General features: G+C 43.8%; 19 protein-coding genes. 4 read left to right on the plus strand and 15 right to left on the minus strand.

The window, feature by feature from the left end:
- Window positions 1–24: 24 nt before the first annotated feature.
- On the plus strand, window positions 25–657 hold the full coding sequence (locus ACHUFM_RS02795; protein ID WP_394179347.1) for a Maf family protein: 633 nt from the start codon (window positions 25–27) through the stop codon (window positions 655–657).
- Here the strand turns inward: ACHUFM_RS02795 and ACHUFM_RS02800 are convergent.
- The 9 genes from ACHUFM_RS02800 to dinG all read right to left on the minus strand — a co-directional run bounded on the left by ACHUFM_RS02800 (window position 620) and on the right by dinG (window position 10,135).
- Entirely contained in the window at window positions 620–1,552 is a 933-nt protein-coding gene (locus tag ACHUFM_RS02800; protein ID WP_394179349.1) for a patatin-like phospholipase family protein, read from the minus strand. The two genes, ACHUFM_RS02795 and ACHUFM_RS02800, sit on opposite strands and share 38 nt — an antisense overlap.
- A gap of 14 nt (window positions 1,553–1,566) precedes the next feature.
- Complete coding sequence (locus ACHUFM_RS02805) at window positions 1,567–2,361, minus strand: DUF4892 domain-containing protein (RefSeq protein ID WP_394179351.1); 795 nt, start codon at window positions 2,359–2,361, stop codon at window positions 1,567–1,569.
- 37 nt (window positions 2,362–2,398) lie between these two features.
- Window positions 2,399–3,262, minus strand: a complete 864-nt coding sequence (locus ACHUFM_RS02810) for an alpha/beta fold hydrolase (protein WP_394179353.1) — start codon at window positions 3,260–3,262, stop codon at window positions 2,399–2,401.
- A gap of 34 nt (window positions 3,263–3,296) precedes the next feature.
- On the minus strand, window positions 3,297–3,776 hold the full coding sequence (sixA, locus tag ACHUFM_RS02815; RefSeq protein ID WP_394179355.1) for a phosphohistidine phosphatase SixA: 480 nt from the start codon (window positions 3,774–3,776) through the stop codon (window positions 3,297–3,299).
- Window positions 3,763–4,047: a DUF4389 domain-containing protein gene (locus ACHUFM_RS02820; RefSeq protein WP_394179357.1), complete on the minus strand. Its 285-nt coding sequence runs from the start codon at window positions 4,045–4,047 to the stop codon at window positions 3,763–3,765. Before ACHUFM_RS02820 ends, sixA begins: the two co-directional genes overlap by 14 nt.
- The gene (locus ACHUFM_RS02825) at window positions 4,040–5,071 is read right to left on the minus strand and encodes an NAD(P)H-dependent glycerol-3-phosphate dehydrogenase (protein ID WP_394179359.1); all 1,032 of its coding nucleotides are present in this window, start codon (window positions 5,069–5,071) and stop codon (window positions 4,040–4,042) included. The genes ACHUFM_RS02820 and ACHUFM_RS02825 overlap by 8 nt, the downstream gene beginning before the upstream one ends.
- A gap of 28 nt (window positions 5,072–5,099) precedes the next feature.
- Window positions 5,100–6,521: a protein adenylyltransferase SelO gene (locus ACHUFM_RS02830; RefSeq protein ID WP_394179361.1), complete on the minus strand. Its 1,422-nt coding sequence runs from the start codon at window positions 6,519–6,521 to the stop codon at window positions 5,100–5,102.
- Between the two features lie 23 nt (window positions 6,522–6,544).
- Window positions 6,545–7,876 carry a DEAD/DEAH box helicase gene (locus tag ACHUFM_RS02835; protein ID WP_394179363.1) on the minus strand — a complete coding sequence of 444 codons (1,332 nt, stop codon included), beginning with the start codon at window positions 7,874–7,876 and terminating at the stop codon, window positions 6,545–6,547.
- 135 nt (window positions 7,877–8,011) lie between these two features.
- Window positions 8,012–10,135 (minus strand): ATP-dependent DNA helicase DinG, encoded by a 2,124-nt coding sequence (gene dinG, locus ACHUFM_RS02840; protein WP_394179365.1) that lies wholly within the window; start codon window positions 10,133–10,135, stop codon window positions 8,012–8,014.
- 70 nt (window positions 10,136–10,205) lie between these two features.
- Here dinG and lexA point away from each other — a divergent pair, with 70 nt between their 5' ends.
- A complete protein-coding gene (lexA, locus tag ACHUFM_RS02845; RefSeq protein ID WP_394179367.1) occupies window positions 10,206–10,829 on the plus strand; it encodes a transcriptional repressor LexA in 624 nt (207 codons plus the stop codon).
- Window positions 10,830–10,888: 59 nt separating this feature from the next.
- On the opposite strand, the gene ACHUFM_RS02850 is transcribed toward lexA, so the two are convergent.
- The 3 genes from ACHUFM_RS02850 to topA are packed head-to-tail and all read right to left on the minus strand — an operon-like array spanning window position 10,889 to window position 14,245.
- Complete coding sequence (locus tag ACHUFM_RS02850; protein WP_394179369.1) at window positions 10,889–11,152, minus strand: hypothetical protein; 264 nt, start codon at window positions 11,150–11,152, stop codon at window positions 10,889–10,891.
- Window position 11,153: 1 nt separating this feature from the next.
- Window positions 11,154–11,621 (minus strand): DUF6586 family protein, encoded by a 468-nt coding sequence (locus tag ACHUFM_RS02855; protein WP_394179371.1) that lies wholly within the window; start codon window positions 11,619–11,621, stop codon window positions 11,154–11,156.
- Window positions 11,618–14,245: a type I DNA topoisomerase gene (topA, locus tag ACHUFM_RS02860; RefSeq protein WP_394179373.1), complete on the minus strand. Its 2,628-nt coding sequence runs from the start codon at window positions 14,243–14,245 to the stop codon at window positions 11,618–11,620. The genes ACHUFM_RS02855 and topA overlap by 4 nt, the downstream gene beginning before the upstream one ends.
- Window positions 14,246–14,433: 188 nt before the next feature.
- Between topA and ACHUFM_RS02865 the strand changes: the two genes are divergently transcribed.
- Window positions 14,434–15,198, plus strand: coding sequence for a DNA topoisomerase I (locus ACHUFM_RS02865; RefSeq protein ID WP_394179375.1), 765 nt, complete (start codon window positions 14,434–14,436; stop codon window positions 15,196–15,198).
- A 44-nt stretch (window positions 15,199–15,242) separates the two neighbouring features.
- On the opposite strand, the gene ACHUFM_RS02870 is transcribed toward ACHUFM_RS02865, so the two are convergent.
- On the minus strand, window positions 15,243–15,725 hold the full coding sequence (locus tag ACHUFM_RS02870; protein ID WP_394179377.1) for a hypothetical protein: 483 nt from the start codon (window positions 15,723–15,725) through the stop codon (window positions 15,243–15,245).
- Between the two features lie 63 nt (window positions 15,726–15,788).
- On the opposite strand from ACHUFM_RS02870, the gene ACHUFM_RS02875 reads away from it, so the two are divergent.
- Window positions 15,789–16,220, plus strand: coding sequence for a universal stress protein (locus tag ACHUFM_RS02875; protein ID WP_063334285.1), 432 nt, complete (start codon window positions 15,789–15,791; stop codon window positions 16,218–16,220).
- Between the two features lie 74 nt (window positions 16,221–16,294).
- Here the strand turns inward: ACHUFM_RS02875 and cysS are convergent, their stop codons facing one another.
- Both cysS and ACHUFM_RS02885 read right to left on the minus strand, forming a co-directional pair.
- Complete coding sequence (gene cysS, locus ACHUFM_RS02880; RefSeq protein ID WP_394179775.1) at window positions 16,295–17,677, minus strand: cysteine--tRNA ligase; 1,383 nt, start codon at window positions 17,675–17,677, stop codon at window positions 16,295–16,297.
- A gap of 5 nt (window positions 17,678–17,682) precedes the next feature.
- The gene (locus ACHUFM_RS02885; RefSeq protein ID WP_394179379.1) at window positions 17,683–19,356 is read right to left on the minus strand and encodes a glutamine--tRNA ligase/YqeY domain fusion protein; all 1,674 of its coding nucleotides are present in this window, start codon (window positions 19,354–19,356) and stop codon (window positions 17,683–17,685) included.
- Window positions 19,357–19,432: the final 76 nt, after the last annotated feature.

The raw sequence follows: 19,432 nt of genomic DNA on the forward strand, positions 1-19,432 counted from the left end.
CCACTACAATCTGGTTAAATTAACATGCAAAAAACCATCATTCTAGGCTCGTCCTCTCCATATCGAAAGGCGTTACTAGAACGCTTACAGCTCACATTTGAATGCCTATCACCAAACATAGACGAACAAGTTCACCCAGCAGAAACACCGCAACAGCTAGTAGCACGACTCAGTATCGAAAAAGCCAAAGCCGTTGCCAAACAACTAACACAACAAAAGACATCAAAAAATGACGTTTGCTATATCATCATTGCATCAGATCAAGTCGCTGTTTTAGACGATGCCATTCTTGGCAAACCACATACCAGCCACAGAGCCATTCAACAACTTAAAGAATTCAGTGGACGTAAAGTCAGCTTTTTAACTGGGCTATGTGTTTACAACAGCATCACCAACAATTATGAATACAGCTTGAGTCAGTATGATGTGCATTTTCGCACCTTAAGTGATACGGAAATAAAGCACTATATTGAGATTGAACAACCACTTGATTGTGCAGGCAGTTTCAAGTGTGAAGGGTTAGGGGTCACCCTGTTTGAGAAAATGGCAGGCAATGACCCAAATTCATTGATCGGCCTACCATTGATTGAGTTGTGTCGATTACTTAGAAACCAGGGCATTAACCCTTTGGAAATGAGTGATAAACCGATTGATTAGACTCGAGATCGGTGATCGCCTTACGAGCAACCTCATAACCAAATTCAACTAACTCTTCAGCTCGCCAAAATTCATAGAAGCCTGAAATGTCTTTCGGTATGGATATCAACAAATCTGGTGGATAACCTGCCAGTTTGTATTGCGTTAGCGACTCCTGCATGGTTTCAAACATCATGTTAATGGTTTGCAATCGCCCCCAGCTTTCAGCGTCATAATTTGCCTCCACTTCGTCTTGCTTGTGCTTAGAAAATAAGCTTTTTGCACTGCTCCACCAAGCAGGACCATCACCTTCAGCTTCTTCCTCTTTTTCTGCCATACGAGCAAGATTATCAGCAGGCCCATTTAAATCCACAGCAATAATATAATCAGCTCCAACCGGCACAGACGGAATAATTGGCAGTGGATTCAATACACCACCATCGACATACTTACGACCATTAATCGAAACAGGAGACACAATAGACGGAATGGCAGATGATGCACGCATTGCACTGATTAAATCACCACGCTGAAACCAAAATTCCTTTTGGTACAGCAGATCAACCGCAACCGCGGTGTAATCTATTGGTAATTCCTCTATTGAGGGAGTACCAATAATTTCTTCAATCCTCTCAAAAAATTTATCACCCTTAATATAGCCGCCATTGAAAATGGACATATCCAGAAGTCTGAGCACGCTCACTTTATCTAAAGACAATGCCCATTCTTTATATTCATCAAAGCATCCCGCGGCATAGGCGCCACCGACAATAGCCCCAATGGAACAACCTGAAATACTAACAATATCGTAACCTTGTTCTTCAATTGCCTGTATCACGCCAATATGTGCATGACCACGCGCCGCGCCACTTCCCAAAACCAAAGAAACCGTTTTTTTCCTTTCAACTTTTTCCATGTTACTTCCTAAAACTATGGCCTAGCCACCACAAAACTCACTCGATCCACACCAAGAGACACTCGCCCCATATCGGCTACATTAATAAAACGCACTTTTTCCGCCAAACGCACTCCCAGTCCAGAAATCAAATCTTCAATATAACGATCTCCAACATTCACCGCGGACTCTCTATCTTGTTGCTGACTGGTGACAAAACCAATGACTGATTGCCCAGCAGGCAAGTCAGTTAAAAAACGACGGATACGTGGTATGTCTTTTATATCATGTTGCGCCATGACATTAGCAACCGCCATATCTTCGTTAGGCATAGCCACTTGATCTAAACGCACCATGACATCACCCGCACCACGACGGTTTACATACAATATTTGATATAAACCGCTGGCCGTTTTCACCACCAATAAAGACTGACTTTGATCTGAGCCATATAACAAGTAATCGTCAAAAAAGTTATTTGCCCAAGCATTACTGCTACCACAACTACGACTCTGACATTCAAACAAGACCTGATGATTATTTTTCGTTAATTCAGCGTAATAGTGTTGATAAACATCGGTTAAAAGCGCGTTACGATCAATTTTATACAAGGAAGTCACAAGGTTTCCAGTTAAACGCTCAACCTTCTCAGGCTCCCAACCACGCCCCGATCGTTGAATTTTTGCTAATGGCACTTCAACCGACACTGCCTGCTCGGAACGGCTTTTGACCAACTGCGCATCTCGGTAACTCTCTATCCCCAATGAATCAGCAAACGTAAAGCTCGCCCATGAAAGACCTAACAATGCAAAAAGACTGAGCTTCACCATAATTTTTTTACCCTTACACAAGCTAGCCTGTGGCAAATTAATTTTGATCAATAAATTGCTTAATTTCAGCGGCCACCTCAAAACTACTTTCAGGCTCCAAATGGAAATGATGATTCCCATCAAGCCACTTCATTTTCACCCAAGGAAACTGTTTTATACGCTGATCGACCGCTTCTGGATGGCTTTGATATATGCCGTCTTTTGCCAACAAGACCAAGGTTGGGCACTTAATTTCTTGAATAAACGCTTCAACACCGGCTTCATCCATACGAAACGGTGACGGAAACGTCAGTTTTATATCATGACGCCAAACCCAGCGTTGTGATGCCGCCAATCTAGCCCCTCGATCCACCAAACTTTGCGAAGCGGATTTAGAAAGTTTAGTAAACCCTTCCATTCTCGCCAGCACCATCGCCTCTTCTGATGGATAGCCCGTTTCTCTACCTTGCTTTAGTTTGGCCATTTTATTTACAGCTCGCTGCAAATGACCGACTCGCTCAGAAGCCGTCCCACTCATTGGCCCAACATTATCCAAGACAATCAAACCGCGAACTTTATCCGGAGCGATTGCGGCCACCAACATAGCAACAGCGCCACCCATGCTGTGTCCTATCAACCACACACTTTGTTTAGATTGATTTAATACCGACACCACATCCAGAACATAATCCCATAAATGATAAAAGCTACCCACCGAACGATGATTCGATAATCCGTGCCCCGCCAAATCTAATGCGGTATGAGAATAATCAGACAAATAAGGAGCAAGTTGACTAAAGCTGGCGGCGTTATCTAACCAGCCATGGAGGGATAAAATTTTAATGTCAGAAGTATCTTTAGATAGCCATTGGATGGCTGCTAGCTCGGTATGCGCCAGCTTATATACGATGTCATGCCCCATAATACGTACTACCAATCTATGAGCGTTATTATCATTACCTAGGGGAAGTATACCAACGAAATTGACAGCACGCTGGTGCTAAAAAATCCCCTTCTAAAGCCGCCATGGTGGCCGTTGTCATAGCAAATTGAAGCGGTAATGGCTCATCACTTAAATATTCCACAAGCTGTTGCGCAAAGGGCTGATGTGTCACCAACAAAATAGACTCGCTATCCTGCTGCTGCAACCAGTCCACCACATCAGCCGGATGGCCGGATGGCGTTATCTTCGACGCCGTATCAAAAGACACGCTTACATCTAACTGAGCCAAAAAAGTTTTCGCCGTCTGTTGAGCCCGAACATACGGACTAACAAACACGCGATCAAACACCTCAGATTTTGCTATGAAAGCTTGCGCCGCAGATTTTACCTCTGCTACCCCAAGATCGGTTAACTCCCTTAACTCATCTCCACCACGACAATAAGGCGCAGCGTTACCATGACGCAAAACATAAAGGCGCTTAGGCTTCATCATCAGAGTTTACTGGCGGCCAAGGCTGAAAAGGAAACGGCTTTTCCTCATCCGCATAAGACAAATAAGCAAATATTTGACCGATAAAGGCTGAGGCATTTGTTAACCAATAAGCCAAAGTAACAGGCTCATGCTTTGAACCTAACTTTACCAAGCTGACCAACACCACTAAGATGCCAAATACCGTTAGCGCCAAGTTTAGAACAAACCAATAAAACACCATAAAGATCAAACGAAACCAAAAGTCTTGTTTAGCATAACCTGGTTTAGACATGTTTATTCTCCTCATTCGTCGCAAATTCAACATCCCACTTCTGCTCACCTGTCATCATAGAACCGATAAGAGAGTCCAAAGTAGCACCGTCAAAAATCAATTTAAACAAACCTTCTGCAAGCGGCATATAAAGACCATGTTTATGAGCTTCTTCTACCACCATTTTCAGTGTATTAACCCCTTCTGCCACTTCGCCAATCGAGCCAATCGCTTCTTCTAAGTTTTGGCCAGACCCAATCGCAAAACCAACTCGATAGTTACGACTTAATGGAGAGGTACAAGTCGCGATCAAATCGCCCATGCCAGCTAGACCTAAAAAAGTCATCGGATTGGCACCGAAGTGCACAGCGAAGCGACTCATTTCAGCCAAACTACGCGTCATGATCATCGACATGGTATTTTCGCCCACTTTAAGCGCTTTTGCCAAACCACAAACAATCGCATAAATGTTTTTTAATGCACCGGCTAATTCCACACCCTTGCTGTCAGCATTTTCATATACACGAAAGGTTGGCGATTTAAGTAACTCTATCACTCGATGACGAACTAAGTCATCAGAACTGGCAATAACCGACCCTGTAATCTGACCAGCCGCAATCTCTTTGGCTAAATTAGGGCCACTTAACACCCCAATTTTTTGCGTTACAGCATTTCGCTTCAGCACATCGCTCATCAATTCAAAGCGATTCGGGTTGAATCCCTTAGTCGTGCTAATCAGGATCTTATCTGCTGTCAGCAGAGGCTCTATACGCTCAACCACTTGCTCAAAAGATTTAGAAGGAATGGACACAAATACGGTATCACTGTCACGTATCGCTTGCTCCAAATTACTGGTAGCCAACAGCTCTCGATGCAAAGGAGCATTAGGAAGATAGCGACTGTTCAGCCCAGTTAAATTAATTTCTTCTACTTGCTGCTCGTTACGCATCCACTGACTGACTTGGTGACCATTCGTTGCCATAATATTGGCTAATGCGGTACCAAAACTTCCGCCACCTAAAACACATACTGAATGCTTAATCATGATCGGTTCCTTTCTTGTCATCTTAACATTAGGATGAACAACTGACTTCTAAGGATTTCCCCCACTCCGGCGACCTCTGAGCAAGCTCATCAGACTCCGGATGTTCTTCGAATGGAGAATTTAAAACATTTAACAAACGCCTGAAGGGCAAATAATCCCCCTGCTCAGCCGCTTGAATGGCGCTGTGCGCCAAGTAATTTCGCAGTACAAATTTGGGATTTACACCCAGCATTCTCTCTGACATGTCAGCCCAAGATAGTGCATTCGATTGTCGAGCGGCCTGATATCGCTGCAACCATGCTGATAAAGCCTGACGATCCACGACTTCATCCAACAACAGATCAAATTCAGCCTCTTCTAACTGTGCCAACAATCGGAAGAACACACTGTAATCCATTTTTTCTTTAGCCAATAACTGAAACATTGAAGGCAACAAATCATGAAGATCTGTGTTTTTTTCCAGTCCCATTTTCGCCAGCATCAAGTCGTCATAATGTTGCTGTAGCTCGGCTTCATAGGTTTGTAAAATCGATACTAATTGATCTCGCTCTAAATGCTTCGAAAAGCAACGCATCAAACAATTTAAATTCCACAATCCGACACCCGGCTGACGTGAGAAGGCATAACGCCCTTCGTGGTCCGAATGATTACACACCCATGAGTCGTCATAATCTTCCATAAAGCCATATGGACCATAATCTATGGTTTCACCGGTAATGGAGAAGTTATCCGTATTCATAACACCATGCTGAAAGCCGACGGCTTGCCACTTAGCAATCATCTGCGCCGTTCGCTTTACCACCGCCAACAACATTGCGACGATAGGCTGCTCTGCTTGACGACACTCAGGGTAGTAATACGCCAAACAATGCTCAATCAGCTGGTCTAATTCAGCCTGTTTACCTTGATAAAAGAAATACTCAAAATGACCGAAACGAATGTGCCCATTTGCTGTTCGCAACAGCATAGCACCAGGCTCAGGTCTTTCTCTGTAAACCGCTTCTCGACTATCGAATAGCGCCAACGCTCTAGAACTTGGAATAGACAACGCCGACATGGCTTCACTGGCCAAATATTCACGAATACAGGATCTTAATACCGCACGACCATCCCCTCGTCGAGAATAAGGTGTCGGCCCTGCCCCTTTCATATGTAAATCGTATAAAAGACCATCCTGACCACGAACTTCACCCAGCAACACCCCCCGCCCATCACCAAGCTGAGGCGAAAAACCACCAAATTGATGACCTGCGTAAACCATACTTAAACTTTGTGGCAAAGGATCTTCGCCCATCAGTAAAGCTTTAGTGTGAGGAGATTTAATATCAATGGATAAAGAAGCGGCGAGCGCTTGGTTAAATTCAACCAAACGCTGCTCATGAAGTGGCTGAATCGCCACATGCGTGTAAAAAGCGTCACCCAGAGTTGCATAATGATGTTCTAAGTTCATCCTAGCCTACTCGTTAGCGTTACTTATTTAGACATGTCTACCATGTACTCACAACGAATGCTTTCCCCTACCGTTTTTTCAATTTCAGGAATCATAAACGCATCGTCTTCACTGGCAAAACTAACCGATTTGCCGCTTTCACCACCTCGACCAGTACGACCAATACGGTGTACATAATCTTCAGGGTCTTCAGGCAAAGCGTAGTTCACCACTAATTCAACATTATCAACGTGAATACCACGACCTGCAACATCCGTCGCTACCAACACTTGGATGCTGCCTTCCTTGAAATTTTTCAGGGTTTTTACTCGCTTGTCTTGCGCGACTTCGCCTGACAAAATAGCGCAATTGATTTTTTCCATTTTCAAACGTTCATACAGATCACGAGTTTCATCACGACGGTTGGCAAAAATAATGGTTCGTTGACTGCCATTTTCTTCGATCAACTGTTTTAACACAGGCCATTTCTGATCGGCTTCAACGGTATAAATCACTTGCTCAATGTTTTGGTTAGTTGCTTCTTTTGGCACAACGGACACTTCTTTCGGAAAATACGTCCACTGCTTAGCCAGAGCTTGAATGTCTTTCGGGAAGGTGGCACTGAATAGCATGGTTTGACGTGTTTCTTTGTGCGGTGTCATACGAATGATGCTCTTCACATCTGGAATAAAGCCCATAGACAACATACGGTCAGCTTCATCCAAAACCAAACACTCTACTTTGTTTAGTAAGACTTTACGACTGCGTGCAAAATCCAACAATCGACCTGGCGTAGCAACAAGAATGTCCACATTTTCAGTTTGCAAAGCCTGCTTCTGCTTTTCATAGCTTAACCCACCAACCAACGCCACAACATTCAAATGACAGTTAGCGGTGAGTTTTACCGCTTCATCTGCTATCTGTAATGCCAATTCACGGGTTGGCGCAATAATCAAACCTCGAGCAAGGTTGTTCGCTCGCTCTTCTTCCAGTGGGTAATCAAGAAAATCTGTGATCATGGCAATCAAAAAAGCCGCCGTTTTGCCTGTACCCGTTTGAGCCTGACCTATGATGTCATAACCTTGCAATGTGGTTGGCAAGGTTTCTGCCTGTATCTCACTGCAGTATTCAAATCCCATTTCAGCAATAGATTTTAACACTCGATCCGGCAAATTCAGATCATGAAAGCGCAGTTTGCCTTCCACTTCTGGCACCTGAAAATCATCAATAGACCAAACACCTTCACTGAATGTCTCTTCATCCATTTTTACCTCACTCGTCTTCCCTTGGGCTTTTCTAGGTCGTTTATTCTGACGACGAGTTCGTTTTGGTTTCGGGTTACTTTCTGGTGCTACGTCTTGATTTTGGTTTTCCATATCGGAATCTATACACTTCTTCGGTTAGAGGTTAATTATCTGAGCATGGAGTGTACCTAATTGATCCAGCTTTATCATCTTTTCCTTTAAAACAGACTCAAATTTGAAGAGATAATATGAGGCTATTTTTTACCACTAACCTAATCGATAAGGTGGTAAACTTTGCACCAATTGGTTTCCATAACGCTTCGTTTTAAGACGTTTATCCAATATATGAATGGTTCCAGAGTCTTTTTCACTTCTCAGTAAACGCCCCGTAGCTTGCACCAAACGCAAAGAAGCATCTGGAATGGTTATTTCCATAAAGGGATTACCACCTCGCTTTTGAATCCATTCCGCTAAAGTCGCATCCACTGGGTCATCAGGCACAGCAAACGGGATTTTGGCTATAAACACCGAGGTTAGATAATCACCAGGCAAATCCACCCCTTCAGCAAAACTGGCCAAGCCAAACAACAAGCTACCTTTACCCTCATCAATTCGAGTTTTATGAGATTCCAAGATAATGCGTTTTGATTGTTCGCCCTGTATAAGCAAAATGTCTTTCAAGGACTCCTGTAAAGATTGCGCCACCTCTTCCATTTGACGACGAGATGAAAACAACACCAAACTGGCTTTATCTTGATCCACTTTTTTATTTAAATAATCAACAATTTCAGCTGTATGAAGCTCAACTTGATTTGGCTCAGACTTCATATCAGGAATCACCAACACACCGTTATTCTGAAAATCAAAAGGACTTAATACACGCAAATATTCACTCTCTCTCGGCACACCCGAGCGCATATTAAAACGATGAAATTGATTTAACGCAGTCAGTGTTGCAGAGGTCACCACTGCACCAAAACACTTATCCCATAATTGCTGACGTAAAGTATTGGCCGCTAGAATAGGTGAAGCCCCCAGCTCAATATCTTGCTCCATACCTTGACCAGATAAAATCAGCCAACGGGCATTGGGGGGATATTGCTGATCATCCGTTGTGGAATACAACTGCCACAGACCAACACTTTGTTCGATACGCCCTAATATTGCGCCCAAAATGGGCTGCCAAGTTTCAGCCATTTCAGGTGTGACACCCATACCCTCATTTTGCTTGGCCTTTTTGCATTCATCCTGAATACTTTCAATACTGTTAAATAATTTTTGATAACTGGTCGACAAACTGTACGCCAACTGCTTTAACTCATCCGGCACAACACCAAATTCAAAACGATGTTGATTATTGTCCTGATCTAAACCCAAGCCATTAATATAGGGCGATAAACCTTGCTGAGCATATTGTATGAAATTCACAATGGTCTGGATTTGTTGCGGTATTTTGATCAGCAACTGTCCCGTCAAACTCACTTCATCGGTCAGTTCCTGTTTCAAATTCACCAAATTCTTTTCCAACTGTCGAAGCCAGCTAATGCTTTGCTGCAAGCGGACCTCATGACGAAAGTGCCCAATCGCTTTATCTGGCAGATGATGACCTTCATCAAACACATAAATGGTTTCTTTTGGGGCAGTCAGGATAGCGCCGCCACCTAGAGATAAATCTGCCAGCACAAGGTCATGGTTCGCAACAATGACATCTGCCACCTCTATCTCAGAACGGGCCTTGAAAAATGGACACGCCGAATAATTGGCACAGTTACGGTTTGTACATTGTTGATGGTCAGTGGTTAAACGACGCCAATCTTGCTCTCGAACAATGCCTTCCCAATTATCTTTATCGCCGTCCCATTTTCCTTTACTCAGTGCTTCATCCATTTCCTGATATAGCACAGTATTCACATCATCGGATTGCAAATGTTGTTCGAACAGGCCAGCAAACATATCGTCCATGGCCTGCTCTTCCGTACCTAGAAAGGCTTCCAGATTATTAAGACAGAGATAGCGACCACGACCTTTGGCTAAGGTATATTTAAAATTAACCTCGGTATTAGACAAGATATCAGGCAAGTCTTTATGGAGAATTTGCTCTTGCAACGCCACGGTTGCCGTCGAGATAACAAGTTTTAGCCCTCTTGCCTTAGCAATAGGAATAACAGCAAGACAATAGGACAAGGTTTTACCTGTCCCCGTCCCCGCTTCGATGACCGCCACATGTTTTTCCTCGAGCCGTTCCCCCTCGGAGCCTTGTTTAATATTCCCCAAAGTACGAGCAATCGCGCCTATCATTTGGCGTTGACCAACTCTTGGCTTATGGGATTTAGCATCCAACATATCGCGATAGGCTGATTGGATTTTATTTTTTAATTCGTCTGAAAGCATTTATTTTATTGAGAATCGTTAAGAATGCTGTATATAATAACAGTTACTGTATAAACAACCAGATAGTGCCATGATTAAATTAACTAAAAGACAATCTGATGTACTCGATACCATTCGCGAGTTTATTAGTGAAACCGGATTCCCACCTACTCGCGCGGAAATTGCGAAACGCCTTGGCTTTAAATCTCCAAATGCAGCAGAAGAGCACTTAAAAGCCCTGTGTAAAAAAGGTGCGATTGAAATGCTTTCTGGCGCCTCTCGCGGCATCCGCTTGGTTGAGTCTTCCGAAAATAATGCTCCAGAAGACGATTTAGGTTTGCCTGTTATTGGTAAAGTGGCCGCAGGATACCCTATATTAGCCCAAGAGAACATAGACACTCACGTCAGCGTACCTGGCAATATGTTCTCACCAAAAGCAGACTATTTCCTGTCAGTCTCAGGCACCAGCATGAAAAACATTGGCATTATGGAAGGCGATCTACTTGCCGTTCATAAAACCAATACGGTTCGCAATGGGCAAATTGTCGTTGCACGTATTGGTGACGAAGTCACTGTTAAACGCTTCGAGCAAAAAGGCCGCATTGTTCGCCTAATCCCTGAAAATGAAGACTATCAAGACATTGTGGTCGACCTTGAAAGCGAAGAGTTTGCTATCGAAGGTTTGTCTGTTGGCGTCATCCGACAAGGTCTGTAAACAATACAAATCCAAAAAAAGGTGGCCTAAGCCACCTTTTTTTAACTTTTTAAAATTCTTTAATGAAGAATTTTTGGACGAAAATCATCGTCCATGTAATCCAACCCTTCATCAGCCATAGACTCATCCGAATACACAAAATCAATGCCTGCATGGAACATGCATTTTGCCAATTCAAAGTAACGATCCTGTAGATAGGAACGTGTTGTGTCCGATATTTTCAGGGTCGCCAACGGCTCTGCTTCCTCGCCACTGTCATTGGCTGGGCGCAATACAATATCGCCGTTTTCCAGCTCAACAATTTCAAGGTATGACTCTTTCATATTAATACTCAGATGACTCTTCTCTAAAACGTAACACCAAGTCAGTTAGCTTGGTCAAATACAACTGCATTGAAGCCCCATCATCCCCACCAGAACCGATAAGATCCGCTCGGTCAAAGGATGATTGAACCAAATGACACTCTAGCTGTTGCTGATAAGCACTCAAAAGCTGGCAACACCAAGACTTAGGCTGAGCCATTAAATCCTTAAGCTCTGACAGCACAGGGACAATAGATTGTTTGGCTTCTGCCTCATTTGCCAAGGCAACCACATCCAAACAATCAGACAAAGCATAGGATTGCGCTACTTCTTGCAACAAACCATTGAAGGCGCTTCGCAACTGAAACAAAGCCGAACCTTCAAAGCCGCTAACCAACCAAGTCTCTTCGCTAGATTGAGCAAGAGCCAGCAAGCGCTTAGCGGCATCAAGCCTTTGATTGGTTGCGCTGGCGTAACTGACGCTGATCATTTTTTCTTTTTACCTTCTTCGATGACCCATTTACCGCCATCGTAAAACGCTTTCCAACCCGTTGGCTTCCCTTCGTTCTCCGTCATAATGTATTGCTCTTTCGTTTTACGACTATAACGAATCAAGGTAGGACGCCCTTCAGAGTCCGCAACGGGTGCATCCGCAAAAAAATGATACTTAGGATCAATTTGATCCATGTAAGGCAACAACTCTTTTACATAAGGTGCACGGGTTTCTCGCTTACGAGGGAATTGACTGGCCGCCAAGAACAAGCCGGTCGCACCATCTCGCAGTACATAATGATCTTCCACTTTTTGGCAGGCTAAATCAGGCATTGGCACTGGGTCCATTTTCGGCGGTGCCACCTCACCACTTTTCAGCAGCTTACGAGTGTTCTTACACTCTTCATTAGTACAGCCGAAATACTTACCAAATCGTCCTGTTTTAAGTTGCATCTCAGATGAACATTTATCACATTCGATAACAGGTCCATCATAACCTTTGATCTTGAAACTCCCTGCCTCAACTTCATAGCCAGGGCAAGAAGGATTATTGCCACATACATGTAATTTGCGGTGCTCATCCATCAAGTAACTGTCCATGGCTGAACCACAAATCTTACAACGATGCTTATTAATCAGCGCCTTAGACTCACCTTCTTCGTCGTCGACAGCAACCGCTTCATCACCACGAATAAGGTTAATAGTAGCCTTACAGCGTTCTTTTGGCGGCAAAGCATAGCCAGAGCAAGACATGAACACCCCTGTACTGGCCGTACGAATCTGCATCGGTCGGCCACAGGTTGGGCATTCAACATCGGTCGGTGTCGGTTCATTTGGCATCATACCGTCATCCGGTGACTCCGCTTTTGCCAGCACATTACTGAAATCAAGATAGAAAGCATTCAAAGTCTGAATCCAATCTTTATCGCCTTCAGCAATCTCATCCAATCGCTCTTCCATTTGTGCGGTAAAACTAAAGTCCATCAAAGATGAAAAGCTACCAACCAAACGGTCAGTCACAATATCACCCATTTTTTCTGCATAAAAACGGCGATTTTCAACTCGAACATAACCACGGTCTTGAATGGTGGAAATAATCGACGCGTAAGTAGAGGGACGACCAATGCCACGCTTTTCCAACTCTTTTACTAAACTGGCTTCACTGAATCGAGCCACAGGCTTAGTAAAATGCTGTTCAGGCAATAGCTCTTTAAGCTCTAAAAATTCACCCTGAGCGACATCAGGCAAGATGTTATCTTCCCCTTTCTTGACAACGGTTTGCATGGCTCTGGTGTAACCATCAAAGCGTAAGATACGACCTTTGGCTTTGAACTCATACTCATCAGCGGCCACCGTAATGGTCGTAGATGTGTACTCAGCTGGCGTCATTTGACAGGCCATAAACTGACTGCGAATCAAGTCATAAAGACGATGCGCATCTTTTTCCATGCCTAGCAAATCATCCACGCGGACATTCACATCAGAAGGTCGAATGGCTTCGTGGGCCTCTTGCGCACCTTCTTTGCTGGAATAGCGAATGGGGTCGGCTGGTAAATAGGCCTCACCAAATGAACTTAGAATGTATTGACGCAATGACTCTACCGCTTCCGCACTCAGGTTTGTCGAGTCGGTACGCATATAGGTGATGTAACCCGCTTCGTACAAACGCTGAGCCAACATCATGGTCTTCTTAACACCATAACCTAAACGCGTACTGGCTGCCTGTTGCAACGTTGAGGTAATAAAAGGCGCAGAAGGCTTGCTCTTAGTCGGTTTATCTTCACGACTTTGAACAAGGTATTTAGCCACCTGTAAGCGAGCCACATATTCATCCGACTGCTGCTGGTTAACTGGTCGGTATTCTTTACCCTGATATTTTGCCGCCTCAAATTTAATGATGTCACTAGAAGTTGACAACATCGCGTCCAACTCCCAAAACTCTTCGGGAACAAACGCACGAATCTCTTTTTCACGCTCAACAATCAAACGCACTGCTACCGATTGAACTCGCCCAGCAGACAAACCTCGCGCTACTTTCGCCCACAACAAAGGCGATACCATGAAGCCCACTACGCGATCAAGAAAACGACGCGCCTGTTGAGCATTAACACGATTTAAATCCAGTTCAGATGGCGTTTCAAAAGCGGATTGAATGGCTTTCTTGGTAATTTCGTTAAACACCACACGCTTATAACGGCTGTCATCACCACCAATGGCTTCGCGCAAATGCCACGCTATCGCTTCCCCTTCTCTATCCAAATCGGTCGCGAGATAGATGGTGTCAGCATTTTTGGCTAATCGCTTAAGTTCATCAACGACTTTCTCTTTACCAGGCAGAACCTCATAATTGGCATGCCAATTATTTTCAGGATCTACCCCCATACGCGCAATTAACTGCTTACGAGACTTACGGCTTTTATACTCGAGCTTTTCTTCAGGACTCATCTTGCGCGTCAAAGCCGCTTGCTTAGCTCGCTCTTGAGGCGTCGAAGTCGCGGTTTTACCCGACGGAAGGTCGCGAATATGACCAACACTCGACTTAACGACAAAGTCATTGCCTAAGTATTTATTAATAGTTTTCGCCTTGGCTGGCGATTCCACGATTACCAGTGATTTTCCCATTGAACTGTGTAAGCCTTTTATAAAGTCGATCTGCAAATACTAATTGCACGAAGTTTAATCTCTCGGGGCGCTGATATTAAGCAAACACCTTTTATATGACAAGCGATCCCTGTATTGTTTCAATAATAATTCTTGCTGAACTTGGTATTTCTTATTTAACATACTGAATTCATTGCTAAAGGACAATCATGGCTACGCTGCAAATTTTAACCATCGCGTTTTTAATTATCATAGTACTGTTATCAGTCATCATTGGATCACGCGCCCATCAAAAAGAAAAAGAAATCACTGAACGTCGAGTTAAGCAACTTCAACTGTCTAATCGCGCCGACCGAGTAGAACAACATATCCGTGGTTTAAAGGACATCAACACTGACACCATTGCCTCAGATGTTCTATATGACTTCTATCTAGACACACTTCGAGAGCTTCTGCAATATTCTGACGATCCAGAAAAAATTGAAATTCGCATCGCGACCGCCGAAGAAGGCCGCAATACAGAACCGGTTGAATTTAGCCCAGAACCTGAATTGTTCAGCTTTCAAGAAAAAAGCAATTATAAAGAAAGGCTGACCAAATTAGCCAAAATGTTACTTTATTTACGTCGTAAAGGTCGCATTAGTAATGCCCACTATCAAGCCTGCTATGACTATTTACGCTGGTTAAATTTGTGGATTCAGCTTAATCGTCAAATTGTCCAAGCCAATAAAAACTTTGATAGCGGTGATAATCGTGTCGCGCAAACCCTCTACGGTGTAATTTTGTCACACCTTAAGTCTGACGCCATTGAAAGACCCGAAAAAAACACCTTAAAGAACTTTGTTACAGACCGCATGAAAGAAATTTTATCGCCACAAATTGAAGCTATGAAAGACAGCAACAACCCTGAAGAGGCACTGGCCAAACTGATGCAAAGTGTCGAGTCTCCAGATGCACCATTGAAACCTAAATAGCACAGTAAGCAGCTCATTAATAACCAACAAAGCCCCCAACTCGCTTATGCTGGCTGCCATGAGCTTAAGCTTTTCAACAGCTCAGCAATCGCCTCGACACAGGCTTCATCTCCCTGCTCCTGCCAAAAAAAGTCGATACTGCCAGCGTGTATTTTAATGCCCTCTATTCGACCCTCAAATTCTGACAAAATACCCTTATCACGCTCAGTTAAAGTCATTGACTGACTAACCCAAAAACTGGCAGAAATTGAATCGTATTTCCACACTTCATAAGGCAAAATCCACACAGGCTTACTGAGTGAGGCCAATGGCTTGGCACGATATAAAGAATAACTAACCACTTTTTTACGTATCATTGACTTATCCCACTTGTCAGGAAGGTCAATTGATGTAAGCTGGACAGTGAGATTTAGCTGTCGCGCCTGCATACGCAGAGCCATACGCTGACGCTCTTTTTTGGGTGGCATGATCCACAACGCAGATCCCATTAAAGATAGAACAATACAAATAACAATAAGAGCAGTCATATTAGTGTCTCTTTGATTTTAAACTACAATAAATATATCAAGCCAACTCTGGAGGTATTCTAGATGTATAACAGAATTCTACTCGCTGTTGATCTAACGGATGAAAGTATCAAGGTGGCCAATAAAGCAGTTGGTTTATGCAAAGCAACTGGCGCCAAGTTAACCGTCCTGCATGTTATTGAGTCACTCAACTACGCTTATGGTGGTGATGTCCCTATTGATATCACTGACATCCAAGCACAACTTCAAGACACAGCAAAAGAGCGCATTGCTATCCTTGAAGATCAAATTGATGTACCCGTTGATGAATGCTGTATCACTCAAGGTGGCATCGAAAGTGAAATTCACCGCATCGCAGAAGAGAAGCAAGTTGACTTGATCGTCGTTGGCAGCCATTGCCGTCACGGTTTAGCCCTTTTACTTGGCTCTACGGCAAATGGTGTCCTTCATGGCGCACCTTGTGATGTGCTCGCGGTAAAAGTCGTCAAAGATTAAGCTACTTGCAATCAGAACAAGAAAGGCGATGCATCCATCGCCTTTCTCAATTCCCCACTATCAATGACAATGATTCAGTTTCTTGTCCAGGTAGTGCCTTCGCGACTGTCTAAAAGCTCGATTCCTTGAGCCGCCAACTCATCACGAATTTCATCACTGCGGGCAAAGTTTTTATCCTTACGTGCTTGAGTTCGCTCGTCAATTAATACCTGAATCGCTTTCTCATCTAAACCATCGCTTAGGGTACTGTTCTGCAAAAAGAACTCTGGCTCTTGATTAAGAAGACCCAACAACGCCGCCAAATCTTTCAGCTCCGCTGCCAAGGCTTCCGCTTTAGCTGGCGCATCTGTTTTAGCTTTATTTAACTCACGGACCAACTCAAACAATACAGACACGGCAACAGGCGTATTGAAATCATCACTCATGGCCTCTTCGAAACGTTGTGTATACGCTGTCGCTTGGTAAGACTTAGCAACAGATTGTTGACGTAAAGCCGTATACAAACGCTCCAAGCCCACTTTTGCCTCGTTCAAGCTTTGATCTGAGTAATCAATCGGACTGCGATATTGACTAGACACCATCAAGTAGCGAATTACTTCCGCATTGTATTTTTCCAATACATCACGCACCGTGAAAAAATTGCCCAATGATTTAGACATTTTTTCATTGTTAACGCGAACAGCACCACAATGCATCCAATAGTTCACATACTCTTTACCCGTCGCCGCTTCAGATTGCGCGATTTCGTTTTCATGATGCGGAAACTTAAGATCAGGACCACCTCCATGAATATCAAAATGACTGCCTAAGCAGTTCGTTGACATGGCCGAACACTCAATATGCCAACCTGGACGACCTAACCCCCAAGGAGACGGCCAAGCCACCTCACCGCCTTTTGCCTGCTTCCACAAAACAAAATCCGCAGGATGCTCTTTTGCTGTTTCTACATCAATACGAGCCCCAGCCAACATGTCTTCCAACTTGCGATTGTTAAGCTTGCCATACTCTTTAAAGGCAGTGGCGCGATAATACACATCACCAGACGAACCTTGATATGCAAACCCCTTATCAATCAGGGTTTGCACCATATCAATGATTTCTTGCATGAACTCTGTCGCTTTCGGCTCACGATCAGGCATTTTATTACCTAAACGCAATTCATCTTCACGCTGAGCGGCAATCATACGCTCCGTTAGAGCTTGCGTACTTTCATTGTTTTCTTCTGCACGCTTAATGATCTTGTCATCTACGTCCGTGATATTTCGGACATAATTTAATTCGTAACCGAGATGACGAATAAAACGTGAAATCACGTCAAAAGAAATCATGGCACGAGCATGACCAATATGGCAGAAGTCATATACCGTGTTACCACACACGTACATACCCACTTTGCCTTCTTCAATTGGTTTGAAAATTTCTTTCTTCCCACTTAGGGTGTTGTAAATCTTCAACATCGCCATTATTTTCCTTTTGCTTCAATTTTCGCCCACGAATCACGCAAGGTCACGGTGCGATTGAATACCAAACCGTCTTCTTTTAAATCACGGCAGAAATAGCCTTCACGTTCAAACTGGAAGCCTCGGCCTTTCTCTGCTTCTAACAAAGAAGGTTCAACTTTCGCACCCGTTAATACAGTGAGAGAGTCTGGGTTAATAAAGTCTAAGAACATCTTATCTTCGTAATTCGCATCTGGTGCTTCGTTATCAAATAAGCGATCGTATAGGTTCACACTGGCGTCAACAGCATGCTTCGCACTTACCCAATGAATCACCCCTTTCGGCTTATAACCTTCTGGATTCACGCCGAGAGTGTTTTCATCATAACGACAACGTAGCTCAACCACCTCGCCTGCTTCATTTTTGATCGCTTCATCGCAAATAATCACGTAACCACCTCGAAGACGAACAGCGCCTTCCAACGTTAAGCGTTTCCATTTACGAGGTGGCACTTCAGCAAAGTCAGCAGCATCAATGTACAGCTCACGACTGAATGGCACTTGACGCTGACCGGCATCTTCATTTTTTGGGTGATTGCTTACCGTGAAGATCTCTTCTTTGTCTTCAGGGTAATTAGTTAATACCACCTTGATTGGATTTAGAACGGCCATAGCTCGATTGGCATTTGCATCCAGATCTTCGCGAATCGCGTGCTCCAACATCCCAACATCCACCACACTGTCCGACTTGGTCACACCAATTCGTTCACAGAAGTTTCGGATAGACAAGGAAGTGTACCCACGGCGACGTAAGCCCGAAATAGTCGGCATACGAGGATCATCCCAACCTGAAACATGCTGCTCATCCACCAGCTGTTTTAACTTACGCTTACTGGTCACCGTATAATTCAGATTCAAGCGTGCAAATTCTATTTGCTGCGGATGGACCGTACCCAGTGCCTCCAATACCCAATCATACAGTGGGCGGTGATCCTGAAACTCCAAAGTACAAACAGAGTGGGTAACGCCTTCAATCGCATCAGACAAACAATGAGTGAAATCATACATTGGATAAACACACCATTGATCACCGGTTTGATGGTGATGAACATGGCGAACACGATAGATAATAGGGTCACGTAAATTGATATTGGGGCTCGCCATATCAATCTTCGCGCGCAGTACCACTGCTCCATCAGCATATTTGCCATTTTTCATGTCTTCAAAAATCGCCAAATTCTCTTCAATAGAACGGTCACGATATGGACTGTTTTTACCTGGCTCTTTCAACGTACCGCGATACTCACGCATTTGTTCGGCATTTAACTCACAAACATATGCCTTACCTGCTTTGATTAGCTGTACAGCAAAGTCATAAAGCTGACCAAAATAATCAGAAGCAAATTTAGGCTCGCCCTGCCATTCGTAACCAAGCCATTCAACATCACGTTTAATAGACTCAATATATTCAACACTTTCCTTTTCAGGGTTCGTATCGTCAAAACGCAAGTTACACTGACCTTGGTAACGCTGGGCCAAACCAAAATTCAAGCAAATGGACTTGGCATGCCCTATGTGAAGGTAGCCATTTGGTTCAGGTGGAAAACGAGTCAGCACTTTACCGCCGTGCTTGCCTGTTTCATTATCTTTATCAATGATTTGGGTAATAAAATTACCTGGTTTTGACGTTTCTGACATGTTTGATGTAAGTCCCGATAAATATTCGTCTAACTGAGAAAAATTTTTCAACGTGCAAGTATATAGTATTTAAGTT

This window comes from Marinomonas posidonica, from assembly GCF_043643765.1.
Taxonomy (GTDB): Bacteria; Pseudomonadota; Gammaproteobacteria; order Pseudomonadales; family Marinomonadaceae; genus Marinomonas; species Marinomonas posidonica_A.

Coding starts and splice junctions, on each gene's coding strand:
- ACHUFM_RS02795 (WP_394179347.1), top strand. CDS start 25: ATGCAAAAAACCATCATTCTAGGCTCGTCCTCTCCATATCGAAAGGCG.
- ACHUFM_RS02800 (WP_394179349.1), bottom strand. CDS start 1,552: ATGGAAAAAGTTGAAAGGAAAAAAACGGTTTCTTTGGTTTTGGGAAGT.
- ACHUFM_RS02805 (WP_394179351.1), bottom strand. CDS start 2,361: ATGGTGAAGCTCAGTCTTTTTGCATTGTTAGGTCTTTCATGGGCGAGC.
- ACHUFM_RS02810 (WP_394179353.1), bottom strand. CDS start 3,262: ATGGGGCATGACATCGTATATAAGCTGGCGCATACCGAGCTAGCAGCC.
- sixA (WP_394179355.1), bottom strand. CDS start 3,776: ATGATGAAGCCTAAGCGCCTTTATGTTTTGCGTCATGGTAACGCTGCG.
- ACHUFM_RS02820 (WP_394179357.1), bottom strand. CDS start 4,047: ATGTCTAAACCAGGTTATGCTAAACAAGACTTTTGGTTTCGTTTGATC.
- ACHUFM_RS02825 (WP_394179359.1), bottom strand. CDS start 5,071: ATGATTAAGCATTCAGTATGTGTTTTAGGTGGCGGAAGTTTTGGTACC.
- ACHUFM_RS02830 (WP_394179361.1), bottom strand. CDS start 6,521: ATGAACTTAGAACATCATTATGCAACTCTGGGTGACGCTTTTTACACG.
- ACHUFM_RS02835 (WP_394179363.1), bottom strand. CDS start 7,876: ATGGAAAACCAAAATCAAGACGTAGCACCAGAAAGTAACCCGAAACCA.
- dinG (WP_394179365.1), bottom strand. CDS start 10,135: ATGCTTTCAGACGAATTAAAAAATAAAATCCAATCAGCCTATCGCGAT.
- lexA (WP_394179367.1), top strand. CDS start 10,206: ATGATTAAATTAACTAAAAGACAATCTGATGTACTCGATACCATTCGC.
- ACHUFM_RS02850 (WP_394179369.1), bottom strand. CDS start 11,152: ATGAAAGAGTCATACCTTGAAATTGTTGAGCTGGAAAACGGCGATATT.
- ACHUFM_RS02855 (WP_394179371.1), bottom strand. CDS start 11,621: ATGATCAGCGTCAGTTACGCCAGCGCAACCAATCAAAGGCTTGATGCC.
- topA (WP_394179373.1), bottom strand. CDS start 14,245: ATGGGAAAATCACTGGTAATCGTGGAATCGCCAGCCAAGGCGAAAACT.
- ACHUFM_RS02865 (WP_394179375.1), top strand. CDS start 14,434: ATGGCTACGCTGCAAATTTTAACCATCGCGTTTTTAATTATCATAGTA.
- ACHUFM_RS02870 (WP_394179377.1), bottom strand. CDS start 15,725: ATGACTGCTCTTATTGTTATTTGTATTGTTCTATCTTTAATGGGATCT.
- ACHUFM_RS02875 (WP_063334285.1), top strand. CDS start 15,789: ATGTATAACAGAATTCTACTCGCTGTTGATCTAACGGATGAAAGTATC.
- cysS (WP_394179775.1), bottom strand. CDS start 17,677: ATGTTGAAGATTTACAACACCCTAAGTGGGAAGAAAGAAATTTTCAAA.
- ACHUFM_RS02885 (WP_394179379.1), bottom strand. CDS start 19,356: ATGTCAGAAACGTCAAAACCAGGTAATTTTATTACCCAAATCATTGAT.